At 59.0% G+C, this 16,128-nt stretch carries 10 protein-coding genes; 1 reads left to right on the forward strand and 9 read right to left on the reverse strand.

Annotated features, from left to right (window positions below; genetic code table 11):
- The gene (gene aruF / locus AK821_RS00125) at nucleotides 1-1,020 is read right to left on the reverse strand and encodes an arginine/ornithine succinyltransferase subunit alpha (RefSeq protein ID WP_016983955.1); all 1,020 of its coding nucleotides are present in this window, start codon (nucleotides 1,018-1,020) and stop codon (nucleotides 1-3) included.
- A gap of 213 nt (nucleotides 1,021-1,233) precedes the next feature.
- A complete protein-coding gene (locus AK821_RS00130; RefSeq protein ID WP_064387583.1) occupies nucleotides 1,234-2,454 on the reverse strand; it encodes an aspartate aminotransferase family protein in 1,221 nt (406 codons plus the stop codon).
- A 137-nt stretch (nucleotides 2,455-2,591) separates the two neighbouring features.
- Between AK821_RS00130 and AK821_RS00135 the strand changes: the two genes are divergently transcribed.
- Nucleotides 2,592-7,808 carry a dermonecrotic toxin domain-containing protein gene (locus tag AK821_RS00135; protein WP_236708287.1) on the forward strand — a complete coding sequence of 1,739 codons (5,217 nt, stop codon included), beginning with the start codon at nucleotides 2,592-2,594 and terminating at the stop codon, nucleotides 7,806-7,808.
- A gap of 26 nt (nucleotides 7,809-7,834) precedes the next feature.
- Here the strand turns inward: AK821_RS00135 and argR are convergent, their stop codons facing one another.
- The 7 genes from argR to acs all read right to left on the reverse strand — a co-directional run bounded on the left by argR (nucleotide 7,835) and on the right by acs (nucleotide 15,925).
- Nucleotides 7,835-8,815 (reverse strand): transcriptional regulator ArgR, encoded by a 981-nt coding sequence (gene argR / locus AK821_RS00140; protein WP_064387585.1) that lies wholly within the window; start codon nucleotides 8,813-8,815, stop codon nucleotides 7,835-7,837.
- A gap of 271 nt (nucleotides 8,816-9,086) precedes the next feature.
- A complete protein-coding gene (locus tag AK821_RS00145) occupies nucleotides 9,087-9,851 on the reverse strand; it encodes an ABC transporter ATP-binding protein (RefSeq protein ID WP_003227281.1) in 765 nt (254 codons plus the stop codon).
- Nucleotides 9,852-9,878: 27 nt separating this feature from the next.
- Nucleotides 9,879-10,991 (reverse strand): M14 family metallopeptidase, encoded by a 1,113-nt coding sequence (locus AK821_RS00150; protein ID WP_064387586.1) that lies wholly within the window; start codon nucleotides 10,989-10,991, stop codon nucleotides 9,879-9,881.
- Nucleotide 10,992: 1 nt separating this feature from the next.
- A complete protein-coding gene (locus AK821_RS00155) occupies nucleotides 10,993-11,691 on the reverse strand; it encodes an ABC transporter permease (RefSeq protein ID WP_064387587.1) in 699 nt (232 codons plus the stop codon).
- The gene (locus AK821_RS00160; protein WP_016773583.1) at nucleotides 11,688-12,377 is read right to left on the reverse strand and encodes an ABC transporter permease; all 690 of its coding nucleotides are present in this window, start codon (nucleotides 12,375-12,377) and stop codon (nucleotides 11,688-11,690) included. The genes AK821_RS00155 and AK821_RS00160 overlap by 4 nt, the downstream gene beginning before the upstream one ends.
- 91 nt (nucleotides 12,378-12,468) lie before the next feature.
- The gene (locus AK821_RS00165; protein WP_038366516.1) at nucleotides 12,469-13,242 is read right to left on the reverse strand and encodes an ABC transporter substrate-binding protein; all 774 of its coding nucleotides are present in this window, start codon (nucleotides 13,240-13,242) and stop codon (nucleotides 12,469-12,471) included.
- 727 nt (nucleotides 13,243-13,969) lie between these two features.
- Nucleotides 13,970-15,925: an acetate--CoA ligase gene (acs, locus tag AK821_RS00170; RefSeq protein WP_034153332.1), complete on the reverse strand. Its 1,956-nt coding sequence runs from the start codon at nucleotides 15,923-15,925 to the stop codon at nucleotides 13,970-13,972.
- Nucleotides 15,926-16,128: the final 203 nt, after the last annotated feature.

A 16,128-nucleotide genomic window follows, 5' to 3' on the forward strand; every position in this document is an offset into this window, starting at 1 on the left:
TTAAACCGCCACCAGGCGCACGCTGGCACCTTCACCGACGCCCAGGGCTTCGGCTGCTTCCAGATCCAGAGTCACCGGTTTGCCCGGCGCGTAATCCAGCTCCAGCAACACCGCGCGGTAATCCTGCAACTGCGCGTTGGCCACCAGATACTGGCGCCCGGCACCTTTCACCGGCTCGCCGATCTTCACCGGCACCACGCGGCTCTGGGCGATCGAACGGATCCCCGAAACGCGCGCATGCAGGGTCGGGCCACCGTCGAAAATGTCGATGTAGTGATCAGTCTCGAAGCCTTCGCGCATCAGGATGTCGAAGGTGATCTGCGCACGCGGGTGCACCTGGCCCATCGCCTCTTGGGCGGAATCCGGCAGCAGCGGTACGTAGATCGGGTAATGCGGCATCAGCTCGGCGAGGAACGTACGGCTTTTCAGCCCGCACAGGCGCTCGGCTTCGGCGTAGTTGAGGTCAAAGAAGTTGCGCCCGATAGCATCCCAGAATGGCGAGTCGCCGTTTTCATCGCTGTAACCGACAATCTCGGTCACTACCGAGTCGGCGAAACGCTCCGGGTGACTGGCGACGAACAGCAGTCGGCCACGGGAGTTGAGTTCCGACCACGGCGAACCGACCAGCTCGCGCTGCACGTAGAAACTGGTGAGCAAGCTGTTGCCGGTCAGGTCGTGGCACTGCGAGAGCACGTGGATCTTGTTGTGGATCTTCAGCTCGCGCGAGGCGTGCACGAAGGTCTCGTTGCGGAAGCTGTAGAACGGCTCCGAGTAACCGGCCGAAGCAACAATCGCCGAGCAGCCGACCAGCTTGCCAGTCGCGGAATCTTCGAGGACGAAGAAATAACTCTCTTCGCCGTTGAAGCTCACTTCGGCAGCAAACGAGGCTTCGCTCGCGGCGATCTTGTCGCTCAGACGTTCCACGTCATCCGGCAAGGAAGTGACACCAATCGGGCTGTCCGCAGCCAGACGCTGTACCTCGCCCAGATCAGCCATTTGCGCGGGGCGCATCACCAGCATGGTGTCACTCCTTAATCTCAGAACTTACAGAAAAAATAACCGGGCCTACATGGAGATCAATGTAGGAGTGAGCCTGCTCGCGATTGCGGTCTGTCAGAAACCAATGAGTCGACTGACATACCGCAATCGCGAGCAGGCTCACTCCTACAGTTGATCTGGTCCGGCATAAAATTTTGATCGACGCCTGAAAAACTCCAGGCGCCGAAGGGTCCATCAGGCTTGCGTCAGTGCTGCGGCAGCGCGCTCGAAACGATCCAGGCCAGCATCGATATCGGCGTCTTCCACCACCAGGCTCGGGGCGAAACGGATCACGTCCGGACCGGCTTGCAGAATCATCAAGCCTTCTTTTTCAGCGGCGTTGAAGATGTCTTTGGCTTTGCCTTTCCAGGCATCGTTCAGCACGCAACCGATCAGCAGACCGAGGCCACGCACCTGAGTGAACAGGCCGTACTTCTCGCCGATCTGCTCAAGGCGCGCCTTGAACTTGTCGTGCTTGGCGTTCACACCGTTCAGCACTTCTGGCGTGTTGATTACGTCGATCACCGCTTCAGCGACCGCGCACGCCAGCGGGTTGCCGCCGTAAGTGGTGCCGTGGGTACCGACGACCAGATGTTTGGCCAGCGCTTCGGTGGTCAGCATCGCCGCGATCGGGAAACCGCCGCCCAGGCTCTTGGCGCTGGTGAGGATGTCCGGGGTCACGCCGTAATGCTGATAGGCAAACAGCTTGCCGCTGCGGCCCATGCCGGTCTGCACTTCGTCGAACACCAGCAGCGCGTTGTTCGCGTCGCAGAGTTCGCGGGCACCTTGCAGGTAAGCCAGCTCGGCCGGCAGTACGCCGCCTTCGCCCTGGATCGGTTCCAGCACGACCGCGCAGGTCTTCTCGGAAACGGCGGCTTTCAGCGCTGCCAGGTCGTTGTAAGGCACGTGGGTGATGCCGGTGATTTTCGGGCCGAAACCGTCGGAATACTTCGACTGGCCACCGACGTTGACGGTGAACAGGGTACGGCCGTGGAAGCTGTTCAGCGCGGCGATGATTTCGTACTTCTCAGTGCCGAAACGATCGAACGCAACGCGACGGGCCAGCTTGAACGCGGCCTCGTTGGCTTCAGCGCCGGAGTTGCAGAAGAACACGCGCTCGGCGAACGTGGCGTCGATCAGCTTGTGCGCCAGACGCAGGGCCGGCTCGTTGGTGAACACGTTGGATACGTGCCACAACTTGTTCGCTTGCTCGGTCAGTGCACCGACCAGCGCCGGATGCGCGTGGCCCAATACGTTAACGGCAATCCCGCCGGCGAAGTCGATCAGCTCGCGGCCGGCCTGATCCCAGACGCGGGAACCGGCGCCACGCACCGGAATGAAAGCGGCAGGCGCGTAGTTGGGAACCATTACCTGGTCGAAATCGGCGCGTTGTACCGCAGCGTGCTCAACGGACATCGGAGTCTCCTGATGAGAAGCACTCGCCTGAAACTGGCGAGCTTGGTGAGGATTGTAAGGACAGTTTTCAGCCCGGCCTTGCCGCCAAGCGACAACTTCTTATAGCGCAAACCCCGGATTTTCCCGGGTTTACGGCAATGCGACATATAGCGTCGCAAAGGCGCAGTTTAAACTGCACGCCGCCGTTTGCGCAGGACTGCTGGAGATCTTACTCAAGAGTGTTTTTCGTTGTGCGGTATATATGTACCGCACATCGATGCGTTTCCCAGGGTTTGCTATGGAACTTTCCAAGGCAAACGGCCGCTCTTATGACTGATGAAAATCCAGCCCTCCACGCATCGCCATCCGACTTAGCGTTGCTGCCCAAGCCCGACAGGCACTATCAACCTCTGCTCGATGCCATTGCGCCGTGGCTCAGCCAGGCGCCGACCCACAGGCGCGACGCGCTGAAAAAAACCACGCCACAGCTTTCCGCCCCGCTCCTGCAAGCACCACGCAAAGAGCACGAGAAATTGCGCGCGCTCAATGCATTGCAGTGGGCTGCGCAAAACCGCGTCGAGCAAAACCTCGCACGCCTGCTGGATGCCCGGTCCTTCGCCGAACTATTGCTGGGTGTCGAGATAGAAAAACATTTCGGGCTGAACCTCGATGTCAGGCAAATCTTCATGCGCCTTTACATCCCTGCGCATGCGCCGTTGCCTGGGCTCAAGTCGGGCGCCGCGCGCACCTGGACGGTCGCCTTGGTGGACGCCGCACTGCATAACTTTGAAAGCCGCGAAACCAAGGACGACGCCTTCGAAACCACCTCCGCCTATATCAGCCGCCCTACACCCGAGGGACAGTTCAGCGCGCTGCCAAAGATTCGCGAAAAAATGCCTATCCCGGCCTTTACGAAACTGTGCCGTGATCTGGACATTGGTCAGCGCTACAAAAGTTATCTGGAAGACAACCTCGGCATCAGCAATCCCGTAGTCGCAGCGATCCTGCAAACCAATGTCAAAGCCAGTGACAAAGCGGCCCTGATAACGGCGCTGCAAATGGCCTACATGCAAAAACTGCTGAGCGGAGATATCCACCGGCTGATTCTCGGCTTGCTCGATGGCTTGAAGTATCTGCGCCTGAATCGCCAGTCCTGGCAATGTCATGCGCTGACAATCATGAACGCCCGACTGACCGGTATCGTGCTGTTCGCTCCCAACCTCGAGAGTGCGGACACGACATCAAGAGTGGTGGTCTACATTCCGGATGACCCGGAGCATCCGATCAGGGAATACCCCAGCACCGGCGAGTTTGCCCGGCACCTGACACAACGCCTGCGAGATCAGGACTATCAATCTTTTTTCAGTCGGTTCATCAATCATGAGGATCGTGGGCATTTCTTCGGCCAGTTGAACAATCGCCTTCTGCCGATCACCTGGCAACCGGTTTCCAACGGTGATCCGCGCCCCACCTGGCGCGAGAATCCAGTCGAACGCGCGCCTCTGCAAATGGCCGCAACAACGATCAAAGGCGACTTGTGGGTTTATCTCTACCAACGAAAACTCGACAAAATTCTCAACGATGCACGGGTTGTCTGCGTCTCCACGGCAGCGGTCGACTGTCAGGCTCGCTGGGCGCTCTGGGATTCGTTCAGCGAAGTGGCTGCGTCCCTGCTCAACATTGTCGCCTTCATCGCGTTGCCATTCGTGCCATTTCTCGGCGAGCTGATGTTGGCGTATACCGCCTATCAACTGCTCGACGAAACCTTTGAAGGCATCGTCGATTGGGCGCAAGGCGCGTCCCGCGAGGCATTCGAACACTTCATGGACGCTGTGGAATCCGTCGTCCAGGTCGGTGCTTTCGCAGCAGGCGGGGTCATCGCGGCAAGCCAGTTTCGCGCGCTACTGCCGGAATCAGTGATTGCGTTCATTGACCGGCTCACCCCGGCAAAACTGCCGAATGGCACCTCACGGTACTGGCAACCCGACCTGCACCTTTACGAGCAGACCACCTCCCTGCCCAAAGATGCAAAACCCGATGCGCTGGGCTTGCATGCTCATCAAGGTAAAACCCTGCTGGCTCTGGAAGACAAACTTTACGCGGTCAGCCGGGACAGCCCGTCAGCGCAATACCGCATCGACCACCCCGTTCGCCCCGAAGCCTATAAACCCGAACTCAAGCACAACCAGGCCGGAGTCTGGCAAACCGAACTCGATCAGCCGCTGGACTGGGAACGCAAGACGCTGTTGAGCCGTAGCGATCCGCACATGCGCCAACTGCCGCTCAGTCTGCAGGAGCGCCTGCTGGACATCAGTGGCTGCGAGGAAAATGCCTTGCGCAAAATGCACGTCGAACTTGGGCAGATGCCGCCTCTGCTGGCCGACACCTTGCTGCGCTGGCATCTGGACGCTGACATTCAGACATTCATCGAGCAGATCGGTAGCGAACGCGCCGAAGATTACCTCCAGGCCGATCCGGTCATCCAACTGAAACTGCTACATGAGAGCGGCGACTGGCCTGCCGACAAAGGTGTGCGCCTGGTTGGTCGCAAAGGAAAGGTACTTTGGCAAACACCCACGGTGGACGTCCCGCTTCTACAGATTGATGCCTCAAGACTCGACGCCGGTAATCTGCTCAAGACCTGTCTGCTGCGCTTGTCGGAAGTCGATGCAAAAACGTTACTGGGCGAAAAACCCCATACCTCGCCGCCGACGCTTGAGAGCCGCACCCGGACTTTGCGCCGACGGATTGCTGAACTGGCGCACCGCAAAAGGCAAAGCCTGTTCGAGGATAAATATCGCAGCCTGCAACGCAACGCCGCCCCCTTGGTTCAGGTGCTGATGGATGCCGAACCGGGGCTGCCAAAGACCCTCGCGCAATCCATTCTTGAAACGACTAGCGATTTCGAACGCGAACAGCTCCAGCACACAGTACTGCCCCGCCGGCTCGCCGAGCTTACCCGCGAGATCGGCCTGCAGGTGCGTGCGACGCGTGCTTTGGAGGGGCTGGAGCTAAAAGCCACGCAGGACAATCTGGATACTGATCGACTGATAATGCACTCGCTGCCGAGGCTGCCAGGCTGGTCGCAATCATTGCGCCTGGAAGTCAGACACTACGCACACTCCGGCCCCCTGATCGACAGCATTGGCCCGCTGGACGCCACCACTCGCAAAGTGTTGGTGCTGACCGAACAGGGACAATACCAACCCTTTGACGATGCTGGTGAACAGCTTAGTGCTCCTGGCCCCCTGCTTTTCAATCTGCTGCAAGCCTTGCCTGATGCCGAGCGGCTGGCACTGAACGTTGGCATCGGCGAAAGTGAAAAACTCAATCTGCTGATTCGCCAACACTCCCTGAACCGAGACGAGCTGCTGACCCTGCTCTCGCAAAACCCGAACCGCAAACCCGCCTACGACCCAAGCGTCATGCGTCTGCTCGGCGGCACTACCGGTTTCCGACGCATGCCCACCAACACTCCGACTTTGCAATCCCATGCTCACCGGCTGCTGCCGCATCTGTTGCCCGAAGAACTGGAGGCTTTTGTCGAGCGCTTGCAACGTCATCCAAGCGGGCCACGCGGGGAATTGAACCGATTGTTTATCGAACGAGGTCGGCTCGACGAAGTTCTGAATCCCTGGGTGAATGCGATCCCTGTTGTCCACCCCGAAACCGGCGCCCCACTCACTACCGAGCAATATGCCATTCAGCGAATTCGGCGCCGGCAGATGCGGGTCGACCTACTGGATTGCTGGAAACAGCAAGTTTCGCTGCCGATGGACTCCGAGCACATGATCGATTTGCGCCTGGCTCAACCGATCATCGGCGAACTGCCGGCGCTCGAAGTCAACTTCAGCCATGTCGACCACCTGACCATGGAGGGCGCCGAGAGCACTCAAGGCTTGCATCAGTTCCTTCGCTCCTTTTCGGATTTGCATCGACTCGCCCTGCGCGGCTTTCGCCTCGGCAACCTGCCGGAGGCAATCAATCAGTCGCCTCAGCTGCAAGAACTCATACTCTCCGATTGCGGCATAACTCTTACACCGCAAAGCCTGGAAAGCCTGAGCAAACTGACGAAGTTGACAACTATCGACCTGTTCCAGAACCCGCTCGGACTCACACCCAATGTAGAACGGATGCCCGGACTGAATTACATCGACGTCTCGGAAACCGGCATTTCCGAACTGCCCAGCGGCCTGCTGAGCCGCCCAAAATTGCAAACCGCCTTGCTCAATGACAACCAGATTCACGCGCTGCCCGCAGCGCTCTTCGAACTGCCCGACAGTACGTCGGACGGCTTCGATCTTGGCGGCAATCCGATCAGTGTGACCGACCGCGAACGAATCAAACGTCGCTTCAACGAAACACGGCAGGACTTGGGCGTTTTGGCTGAACCGGCCGACCTGCAACGCGTGCAAGCTTTGTACACGCACCTGGATCAGGAGCAGGCCAGCGAGTTTTTTTACCTGTTGCCCGGGACGTTGGCCGAAGGACGAAGCGAAGTCGCGCGCCTAGAGCACGAATTCAGCAGCTTGAGTTCCGGGCTGGCAACCTGGGTAACCGATCTGCCTGCGCTCCATCCGATCAGCGGTGAACCCTTCACCCTGGACGAAGTACTGAGCGAGCACGCAGCGCGGCATGAATTCAAAAGCATTCTGGAGCAGAGCTGGCGACGGGAGATGGATGAAGATGACTTCGATCAGGACAACGAACCGACCCACGACTTGAACCTGACCTCCACCATCAACGGCGAACTGCCCGAACTCGACGCCGACTTCAGCCATGTATCACATCTCTACATGACAAGCAGACCGGGACGGACATCCGGCATCGAGAGATTTCTACAGACGTTTCCCAAACTAAAAGGCCTGACACTTCGCCAATACCAACTCGAGCAGATCCCCGACGCGGTATTTCGAATGGCCGATCTGACTCATCTGTCGCTCTCGGAGTGCCACATCACGCTCACGCCACAGGCCGTTGTCGAGCTTGCGCAGATGCATCGGCTGGAACATCTCGACCTGAGCGACAACCCCTTGGGCGAAGCACCGGACGTCAGTCAGATGACGGAAATGACCCGACTGCTGCTCGACAACACCGGGATCACCACGCTGCCATCGGGCCTGCTGCAGCTTGAGCAATTGGACCTGGCGGCACTGAACGACAACGCAATCACTGACGTCCCCAGTGACATCCTCGAACTGCCAGCGGAACGCGGCGAGAAGATCAATCTGCGCAACAACCCATTCTCCGAAGCGAGCGTGCAGCGCCTGCTCGCTTACTTCCGGAACTATCGTGTGGACTTTGGGGTGGAGGTGGTCATCAACCGGGCAGAACTCGAAGTGTCGACGTCGGAAGATTCCGAGACCGACGAGTGATCAACCTGCTCGCCGAGCAAGGCCTTTCAACCGCGCTCTGGCGGTACCGACGACAATTCGAACGGGCTGCTGCTGCGCCGCTGGTTGCGATCTTCCCGCGGCGTGGCGCCGAAGAAGTTGCGATAGGCGCTGGAGAAGTGCGGCCCCGAAGAGAAGCCACACGAGAGGCCGATCTGGATGATCGACTTGCTGGTTTGCATCAACATCTGCCGGGCCTTGTTCAGGCGCAATTCCAGATAGTACTGGCTCGGCACACGGTTGAGGTATTGCTTGAAGATCCGCTCCAACTGACGACGGGACACGCACACGTGCTGGGCGATTTCGTCGGTGGTCAGCGGTTCTTCGATGTTGGCTTCCATCAGCAATACCGCCTGGGTGAGCTTCGGATGGCTAGAGCCGAGACGATTCTGCAACGGGATACGCTGGCGCTCGCCACCTTCGCGGATGCGCTCGACCACCAGTTCTTCCGACACTGCGCCGGCCAGTTCCGCACCGTGATCGCGGGCCAGCACCGCCAGCAACAGATCGAGGACGGACATGCCGCCGCACGCGGTCAGGCGATCGCGATCCCAGTCGAACAGATGACTGGTGGCGATGACTTTGGGGAAACGCTCGGCGAAATCGTCCTGCCAGCGCCAGTGCACGGCAGCGCGATAGCCGTCGAGCAAGCCGAGTTGGGCCAACGGGTACACACCAGCGGACAGACCGCCGATCACGCAACCGGCACGCACCAGTTGCTTGAGTGCGCTGCTGAGTGCCGGCGCCAGCGTGGTCGGCGGCTCGTCAGCGAGCAGGAACAGTTTCTGGAAATTTTCGAGCTTGCCGGTCCACGCTTCACCGGGCAATTGCCAGGCACCTTCGGCCGGCGGCTCGGCCTGCAGGAAGGACAATTCGTAGACCACGTCCGGATGCACACGCTGAGCAACACGCAAGGCCTCCTCCGCCAGCGCCAGCGTCAACGCTTTAGTGCTGGGCCAAATCAGGAAACCAATTCGATGGGCAGTCATGGGCGGGCAATCCGAAGCGAAGAACAGTGATGAAGGCAAGGGCCAATGCTAGCCCGAAAATGAACACAAATCTTGAGCCTGACGCAGATCCACCATCGGGACTGGAATACTTATCCCAATGTAGGAGCTGACGAGTAAAACGAGGCTGCGATCTTTTGATCCTCAAAAACAGATCAAAAGATCGCAGCCTTCGGCAGCTCCTACAGTGGAATGGAGCCAGCCTTCAGGTTGCGAAGCATGCACTATTCCGGTGCATACCGGCAGCCCTGAATTACTTGAGACTGCCCGAGAGGAATTGCTGCAAACGTTCTGATTGCGGATTGACCAGCACTTCGCGCGGGTTGCCGCTTTCTTCAACCACACCTTTGTGCAGGAACACCAGTTGATTCGACACTTCACGGGCAAAGCCCATTTCGTGCGTCACCACGACCATGGTGCGACCTTCCTGAGCCAGCGCTTGCATGACTTTCAGCACGTCGCCCACCAGCTCGGGGTCGAGGGCCGAAGTCGGTTCGTCGAACAGCATCACCTCAGGTTCCATCGCCAGCGCACGGGCGATCGCCACACGCTGCTGTTCACCACCGGACATGTGCCCCGGGAACGCATCTTTACGATGGGCCACGCCGACCTTGTTCAGGTAGTGCTCGGCTTTCTCGCGGGCTTCGGCCTTGGACACGCCAAGCACATGCACCGGCGCTTCCATGATGTTTTCCAGCGCAGTCATGTGCGACCACAGGTTGAAATGCTGGAACACCATCGACAGGCGCGAACGCATACGTTGCAGCTGCTTCGGATCAGCGGCTTTCAGCGCGCCGTCCTTGTTCGCCACCAGTTTCAGCTCTTCGTTGTTGAGCAGAATCTTGCCCGCGTGCGGCTGCTCGAGCAGGTTGATGCAGCGCAGGAAAGTACTTTTGCCGGAGCCACTGGAGCCGATGATGCTGATCACATCGCCGGCTGCCGCTTTCAGGGACACGCCCTTGAGCACTTCGTGACTGCCATAGCGTTTATGCAGGTCTTGGACTTCAAGTTTGTACATGCGGTCGGTTCTCACAAAAACAGTCAGTCAGTCGTTGAGCAAGCGCCCGTGACGCAGCGCTTCGCGCCCCGCCACCTTGGCCAGCCAGAAACCGGGTTGGGCATAACGCAGCCGTTCAATGGCAAACAGCACCCCGGAGGTACCAGCACACACCGTGCTGACCCGATCGGACACAGGATCAATCACTTCAAAAATCTCGTCGCCCGCCTCGACCCATTCGCCGGGCTTGCGCAGAAAACTCACCACGCCAGGGTGCGGTGCGAGCAGCAATTCAGTGCCTTCGAACGGCATGCCTTCACAGGCTTCGTGCGCCGGGTTCGGCCACTCGCCAGTGATCAGGCCTTGCTCGGCGAGGAACGCGAGAATGCCTTCAGCATACGCTTCAGCTTCAGCGCGACCGGTATCGGCCTGACCGCCCAATTCGATTGTCGTCGCCAGACACGCCAACGGAATCTGCGCATCGGGTAACTGTCGCGATAGTCGCAACCACGGCAGCGAACAGGCTTCATCGAACGAGCTGCCGCCGGAATCTTCCGCCAGCAATCCGACCTTCACATTCAGATGCGCCGCCAGCGAACGCCACTGCGGCCAATGCTGCGGCAACGCGTACATGTGCAGCGCGGCTTCAGCATCACAGTGCAAATCCAACACCACATCGGCGGTGCAGGCATGGCTGAGCAACACGCGCTGCATGCCTTGCAACTGGCTGCTCGCCTCGGGCAATGCGGCGAGATGGTCGGCCATGGCCTGACGGATCAGGCGCACATTGGCGTGCGGATCATCACCAAGGCTATCAGCCAATGCTGCCGCAACCGGCGCGCTCAGCTCAACGAAATCACGATTGAAATTCTTGCCGCTACCGGCCTCGAAACGGCCCTGGTGATTGCCTTGCAGCAACTGCCCAAGCCCCAACGGGTTGGCGACCGGCACCAGTTCGATGACACCGTTGAGCAGGCCTTTGGCTTCGAGTTCACCGAGGCGCTTTTTCAGCTCCCAGGCGGTGCGCATGCCCGGCAATTCGTCAGCGTGGAGGCTGGCCTGAATGTAGGCCTTGCGCTCGCCATGGCCGAAGCGGAACACCGAAATCTTGCGCTCGCTGCCCAGATGGCTCCACGGCAATACGTGGTCGATGCGTTCCATATCAGTGCTTCCGCGGGGCCAGGTAGCTCAACCAGCGACGCTCGGCCAGTTTGAACAGCTTGACCAGAATGAACGTCAGGCACAGGTAGAACACGCCAGCGGTGATGTACGCCTCGAACGGCAGATAGAACTGCGCGTTGACCGTGCGCGCCGCGCCAGTGATGTCGATCAAGGTCACGATGGAAGCCAGACTGGTGGTCTGCAGCATCATGATCACTTCGTTGCTGTACTGCGGCAGCGCCCGGCGCAGGGCCGACGGCAGCAGGATGCGCTTGTACAGTTTGAAGCGCGACATGCCCATGGCCTTGGCCGCTTCGATCTCACCATTCGGCGTGGCCTTGAGGCTGCCGGCGATGATTTCAGCGGTGTAGGCGCTGGTGTTGACCGCAAAGGCCAGGCACGCACAGAACGTTGCGCTGGACAGCCACGGCCAGAAGATACTTTCGCGTACCGCTTCGAACTGCGCCAGACCGTAGTAGATCAGGAACAGTTGCACCAGCATCGGCGTGCCACGGATCACGTAGGTGTAAAGCCACGCGGCACCGTTGACGACCCGGTTCTTCGAGACGCGCATCAGCCCCAGCGGCAGGGCCGCGAGCAGACCGAAAAACAGCGACAGCGCGAGCAGTTTGAGGGTGGTCAGCAGGCCGCCGAGGTACAGCGGCATGGCCTCCCAAATGACGTTGTAGTCGAAGATCATAGATCAGCCGCCCTTACGCCTACCGAGTAGCGCTTCTCAAGGTGACGCAATGCCAGCAACGAGACACTGGTGATCACCAGGTACATTGCCGCCACAGCGAGGAAGAAGGTGAAAGGCTCGCGGGTGGCATCTGCCGCCTGCTTGGCCTTGAACATCATGTCTTGCAGACCGACTACGGAAATCAGCGCGGTGGCCTTGGTCAATACCAGCCAGTTGTTGGTGAAGCCCGGAATCGCCAGGCGAATCATCTGCGGCACCATCACCCGGAAGAACACCTGAAAGCTGCTCATGCCATACGCCATGCCCGCTTCGGCCTGACCTTTTGGGATCGCCATGAACGCGCCACGGAAGGTTTCCGACAGGTACGCACCGAAGATGAAACCGAGGGTGCCGATACCGGCGGCCAATGGATTCAGGTCGATGTAATCGTCATAGCCGAGCATCGGCGCCACGCGGTTGAGCAAGTCCTGACCGCCGTAGAAGATCAGCAGGATCAGCACCAGATCGGGAATCCCGCGGATCACCGTGGAATACAGATCGCCCAGCCAGGCCAGCCAGCGCACCGGCGACAGGCGCAACGCGACACCGATCAGCCCGAGAACGATGGCCAGAGCCATGGACGACAAGGCGAGCTGAAGCGTCAGCCATGCGCCATCGAGGATGACAGCCCCGTAGCCTTTCAACATGATTCAGGTCCTCGAAAGTTGGGATGAAAAAATGGCGCAAACCGCAGAGATCCTGTTGCTTGCGCCATTTCGGACTTGTCGCAGAGACGTGTTACTTGCCGTAGATATCGAAGGCGAAGTACTTGTCCTGGATTGCCTTGTATTTGCCGTTTTCGCGAATGGCCGCGATGGCAGCGTTGATCTTGTCTTTCAGGGCGTCGCCCTTGCGCACTGCAATGCCTACGCCATCGCCGAAGTATTTGACGTCGGTGAACGCTGGACCTGCAAACGCGAAGCCTTTGCCGGCGTCGGTGTTGAGGAAACCGTCTTGCAACAGGGTAGCGTCAGCCACGGTACCGTCGAGGCGACCGGCAGCCACGTCGAGGTAGATTTCGTTCTGCGAGCCGTACGGCTTGATCTCGGCACCCAGTGGCGCGAGGACTTCGCGGGCGAAACGCTCGTGGATCGAACCACGTTGTACGCCGATGTTCTTGCCCTTCAGCTCAGCCAGACCTTCGCTGACCTGAGTACCGGCCTTCATGACCAGACGTGCCGGGGTGTTGTAGTACTTGTTGGTGAAGTCGACCGACTTCTTGCGATCTTCAGTGATCGACATGGACGACAGGATCGCGTCGATCTTGCGCACTTTCAGTGCCGGGATCAGACCGTCGAACTCTTGCTCGACCCACACACATTTGACCTGCATCTGCTCACACAGAGCGTTGCCGATGTCGTAGTCGAAACCGACGATGCTGCCATCCGGCGCTTTCGAAGCGAACGGAGGGTAAGCCGCTTCGATACCGATCTTCAGAGGTTTTTCGTCAGCGAAGGCGTTCATCGACAGCACGGACAGTGCCAGGGCGCCAAGCAGCACAAGTTTCTTCATCTTGGGACTCCATCGGTAAAGGGCAAAAACGGCAGAGTGAGCGACAGCCCAATATGCGAATGGGTGAATCGGGAAATCGGTTGCTGCATCGGTGGGAAATTTCCCATTGAAACCGTCGCAGGTTTCAACGTCAGCCACGATGAGCGAGTGATCGGCATTCTAACGACAGGCCCGAAGCCGATATTTCTTCAATGCGACAACTAATTACAGATGCACAGAGAAAGCGACTTTGGCACATTGACAGCTCTGCAATTTCATGCAAGAGCGAAAGACAGTGAACCGATCTATGCTGCAAATTGCGGGCCTATTATTCGCAAACCCTTCTAATCCGGCAAGCGCAGCGTTGGGTCTTATTTTTCAGCGGGGCTTTTGAGGCTCTAAAACGGGGCGATGCGTTTCCCTACGCCCCGTCGCGGGGCGGGCGGTTACACATTCGGTTACGTGGAACGCGGCGGGTAACAGCGGGAAAGGTCTTACGGGGGAGATCGATAATTATTGGTTGGTCGGGTCTGCGTTCCGACAGCGGACTACACCAGCGCCTGACAAATTGCCTTCGCGAGCAGGCTCGCTCCCACAGGGATCTGCATTTTGCCTGAAGGTACTCGGTCAAACTGTGGGAGCGAGCCTGCTCGCGAAGAGGCCAGCCCAACCACCACAAAACCCCCAGACACAAAAAAGCCCCGCCCGGCAAAACCGGACGGGGCTTTCTTCTTCTCAGACCTGCTACTTAAGCAACATTCATGGTCTTGTGCGTATCAATCAAATGCTGCACCACACCCGGATCTGCCAGGGTCGAGATATCCCCCAACCCGTCATATTCCGCCGTGGCAATCTTGCGCAGAATGCGGCGCATGATCTTGCCCGAACGCGTCTTCGGCAGCCCCGGTGCCCACTGGATCACGTCCGGCGACGCAATCGGCCCGATCTCCTTGCGCACCCAGTTCTTCAGCTCCAGACGCAGTTGCTCGGTCGGCTCCTCACCATTCTTCAACGTGACATAGACATAAATGCCCTGCCCCTTGATGTCATGCGGCACACCGACTACAGCAGCCTCGGCAACTTTCGGATGCGCAACCATCGCGCTCTCGATCTCGGCCGTGCCCATACGGTGGCCGGACACGTTGAGCACGTCATCGACACGCCCGGTGATCCAGTAATAACCATCGGCATCACGACGCGCGCCGTCACCGGTGAAGTACATGCCACGGAAGGTCTTGAAGTAGGTATCAACGAAACGATCATGATCGCCATACAGCGTACGCGCCTGACCTGGCCACGAATCAAGAATCACCAGATTGCCTTCAGCTTCGCCCTCGATGATGTTACCGAGGTTGTCGACCAGCGCCGGCACCACACCAAAGAACGGACGTGCCGCCGAACCCGGCTTCAGCGCGTGCGCACCCGGCAACGGACTCATCATGTTGCCGCCGGTTTCGGTCTGCCACCAGGTATCAACGATCGGGCAACGCGACTTGCCGACATTCTTGTAGTACCAATCCCACGCTTCCGGGTTGATTGGCTCACCCACGGAACCGAGCAGACGCAGACTGCTGCCATCCGCGCCTTCAACCGCAGCCTGACCCGACGCCATCATCGCGCGGATCGCGGTCGGTGCGGTGTAGAGGATGTTGACCTTGTGCTTGTCGACGATCTTCGCCACCCGGGTGATGTCCGGGTAGTTCGGCACGCCTTCGAACAGCAGCGTGGTCGCGCCATTGGCCAGCGGGCCATAGACGATGTAGCTGTGGCCGGTGACCCAGCCGACGTCGGCGGTGCACCAGTAGACTTCGCCCGGACGGTAGTCGAACACGCGCTCGTGGGTCATCGCCGCGTACAGCAGATAACCGCCGGTGGTGTGTTGCACGCCCTTCGGCTTGCCGGTCGAGCCGGAGGTATAAAGGATGAACAGCGCTTCTTCCGCGCCCATCTCTTTCGGCGCGCAGACGGTGCCCGCCACTTTCATCAGGTCTTCGTACCAGATGTCGCGATGCTGGTTCCACTTGATGTCGCCACCGGTGCGCTTGCAGACGATGACTTTCTGAATGCTGCTGGTTTCCGGGTTGGTCAGCGCGTCGTCGACGTTGGCCTTGAGGGAAATTTTCTTGCCGGCGCGAATGCCTTCGTCAGCGGTGATCACCACTTTCGATTTGCAGTCGATGATGCGACCGGCCAGGGCTTCCGGCGAGAAACCGCCGAACACCACCGAGTGAATCGCGCCGATCCGGGTGCAGGCCAGCATGGCGACCACGGCTTCGGGAATCATCGGCATATAAATGGTCACCACGTCGCCGCGGTGTACGTCCTGACCACGCAGGGCGTTGGCGAGTTTGCACACTTGTTCGTGCAGTTCGCGGTAGGTGATGTTGCGGCTTTCGGAAGGGTCGTCGCCTTCCCAGATGATCGCGACTTGATCGCCGCGCTCGGCCAGATGACGGTCGAGGCAGTTGTAGGAAACGTTCAGGGTGCCGTCGGCAAACCACTTGATGTCGACATGGTGATCGTCGAACGAGGTCTGTTTGACCGTGGTGAAAGGTTTGATCCAGTCAAGACGCTGGGCTTGCTCGCGCCAGAAGCCGTCAGGGTTGACGACCGACTGCTGGTACATGGCTTTGTAGGTCGCCTCGTCAGTCAGCGTGTTAGCCAGAACCTCGGGACGAACGGGATACAGAGAAGCCGCACTCATCTTTCCTACCTCGGTGTAATAGTTGTTTTTGTATGACCCCGTTGTAACGGGGCGGGGGCCATAGAACCATTCGACGATGGTAGTAACAAGCCCCTACAAAACATCCAGATACCCGTAACGCGGCCCTTACACCGATCCTCCAAACATCCCCAATCCCCTGTGGGAGCTTGCCTGCAAGCGAATCAGACACCTCGGTCCCCCAG

The sequence above is a fragment of the Pseudomonas sp. RIT-PI-r genome, assembly GCF_001297015.1.
GTDB lineage: Bacteria > Pseudomonadota > Gammaproteobacteria > Pseudomonadales > Pseudomonadaceae > Aquipseudomonas.

Coding starts and splice junctions, on each gene's coding strand:
- aruF (WP_016983955.1), bottom strand. CDS start 1,020: ATGCTGGTGATGCGCCCCGCGCAAATGGCTGATCTGGGCGAGGTACAG.
- AK821_RS00130 (WP_064387583.1), bottom strand. CDS start 2,454: ATGTCCGTTGAGCACGCTGCGGTACAACGCGCCGATTTCGACCAGGTA.
- AK821_RS00135 (WP_236708287.1), top strand. CDS start 2,592: ATGCGACATATAGCGTCGCAAAGGCGCAGTTTAAACTGCACGCCGCCG.
- argR (WP_064387585.1), bottom strand. CDS start 8,815: ATGACTGCCCATCGAATTGGTTTCCTGATTTGGCCCAGCACTAAAGCG.
- AK821_RS00145 (WP_003227281.1), bottom strand. CDS start 9,851: ATGTACAAACTTGAAGTCCAAGACCTGCATAAACGCTATGGCAGTCAC.
- AK821_RS00150 (WP_064387586.1), bottom strand. CDS start 10,991: ATGGAACGCATCGACCACGTATTGCCGTGGAGCCATCTGGGCAGCGAG.
- AK821_RS00155 (WP_064387587.1), bottom strand. CDS start 11,691: ATGATCTTCGACTACAACGTCATTTGGGAGGCCATGCCGCTGTACCTC.
- AK821_RS00160 (WP_016773583.1), bottom strand. CDS start 12,377: ATGTTGAAAGGCTACGGGGCTGTCATCCTCGATGGCGCATGGCTGACG.
- AK821_RS00165 (WP_038366516.1), bottom strand. CDS start 13,242: ATGAAGAAACTTGTGCTGCTTGGCGCCCTGGCACTGTCCGTGCTGTCG.
- acs (WP_034153332.1), bottom strand. CDS start 15,925: ATGAGTGCGGCTTCTCTGTATCCCGTTCGTCCCGAGGTTCTGGCTAAC.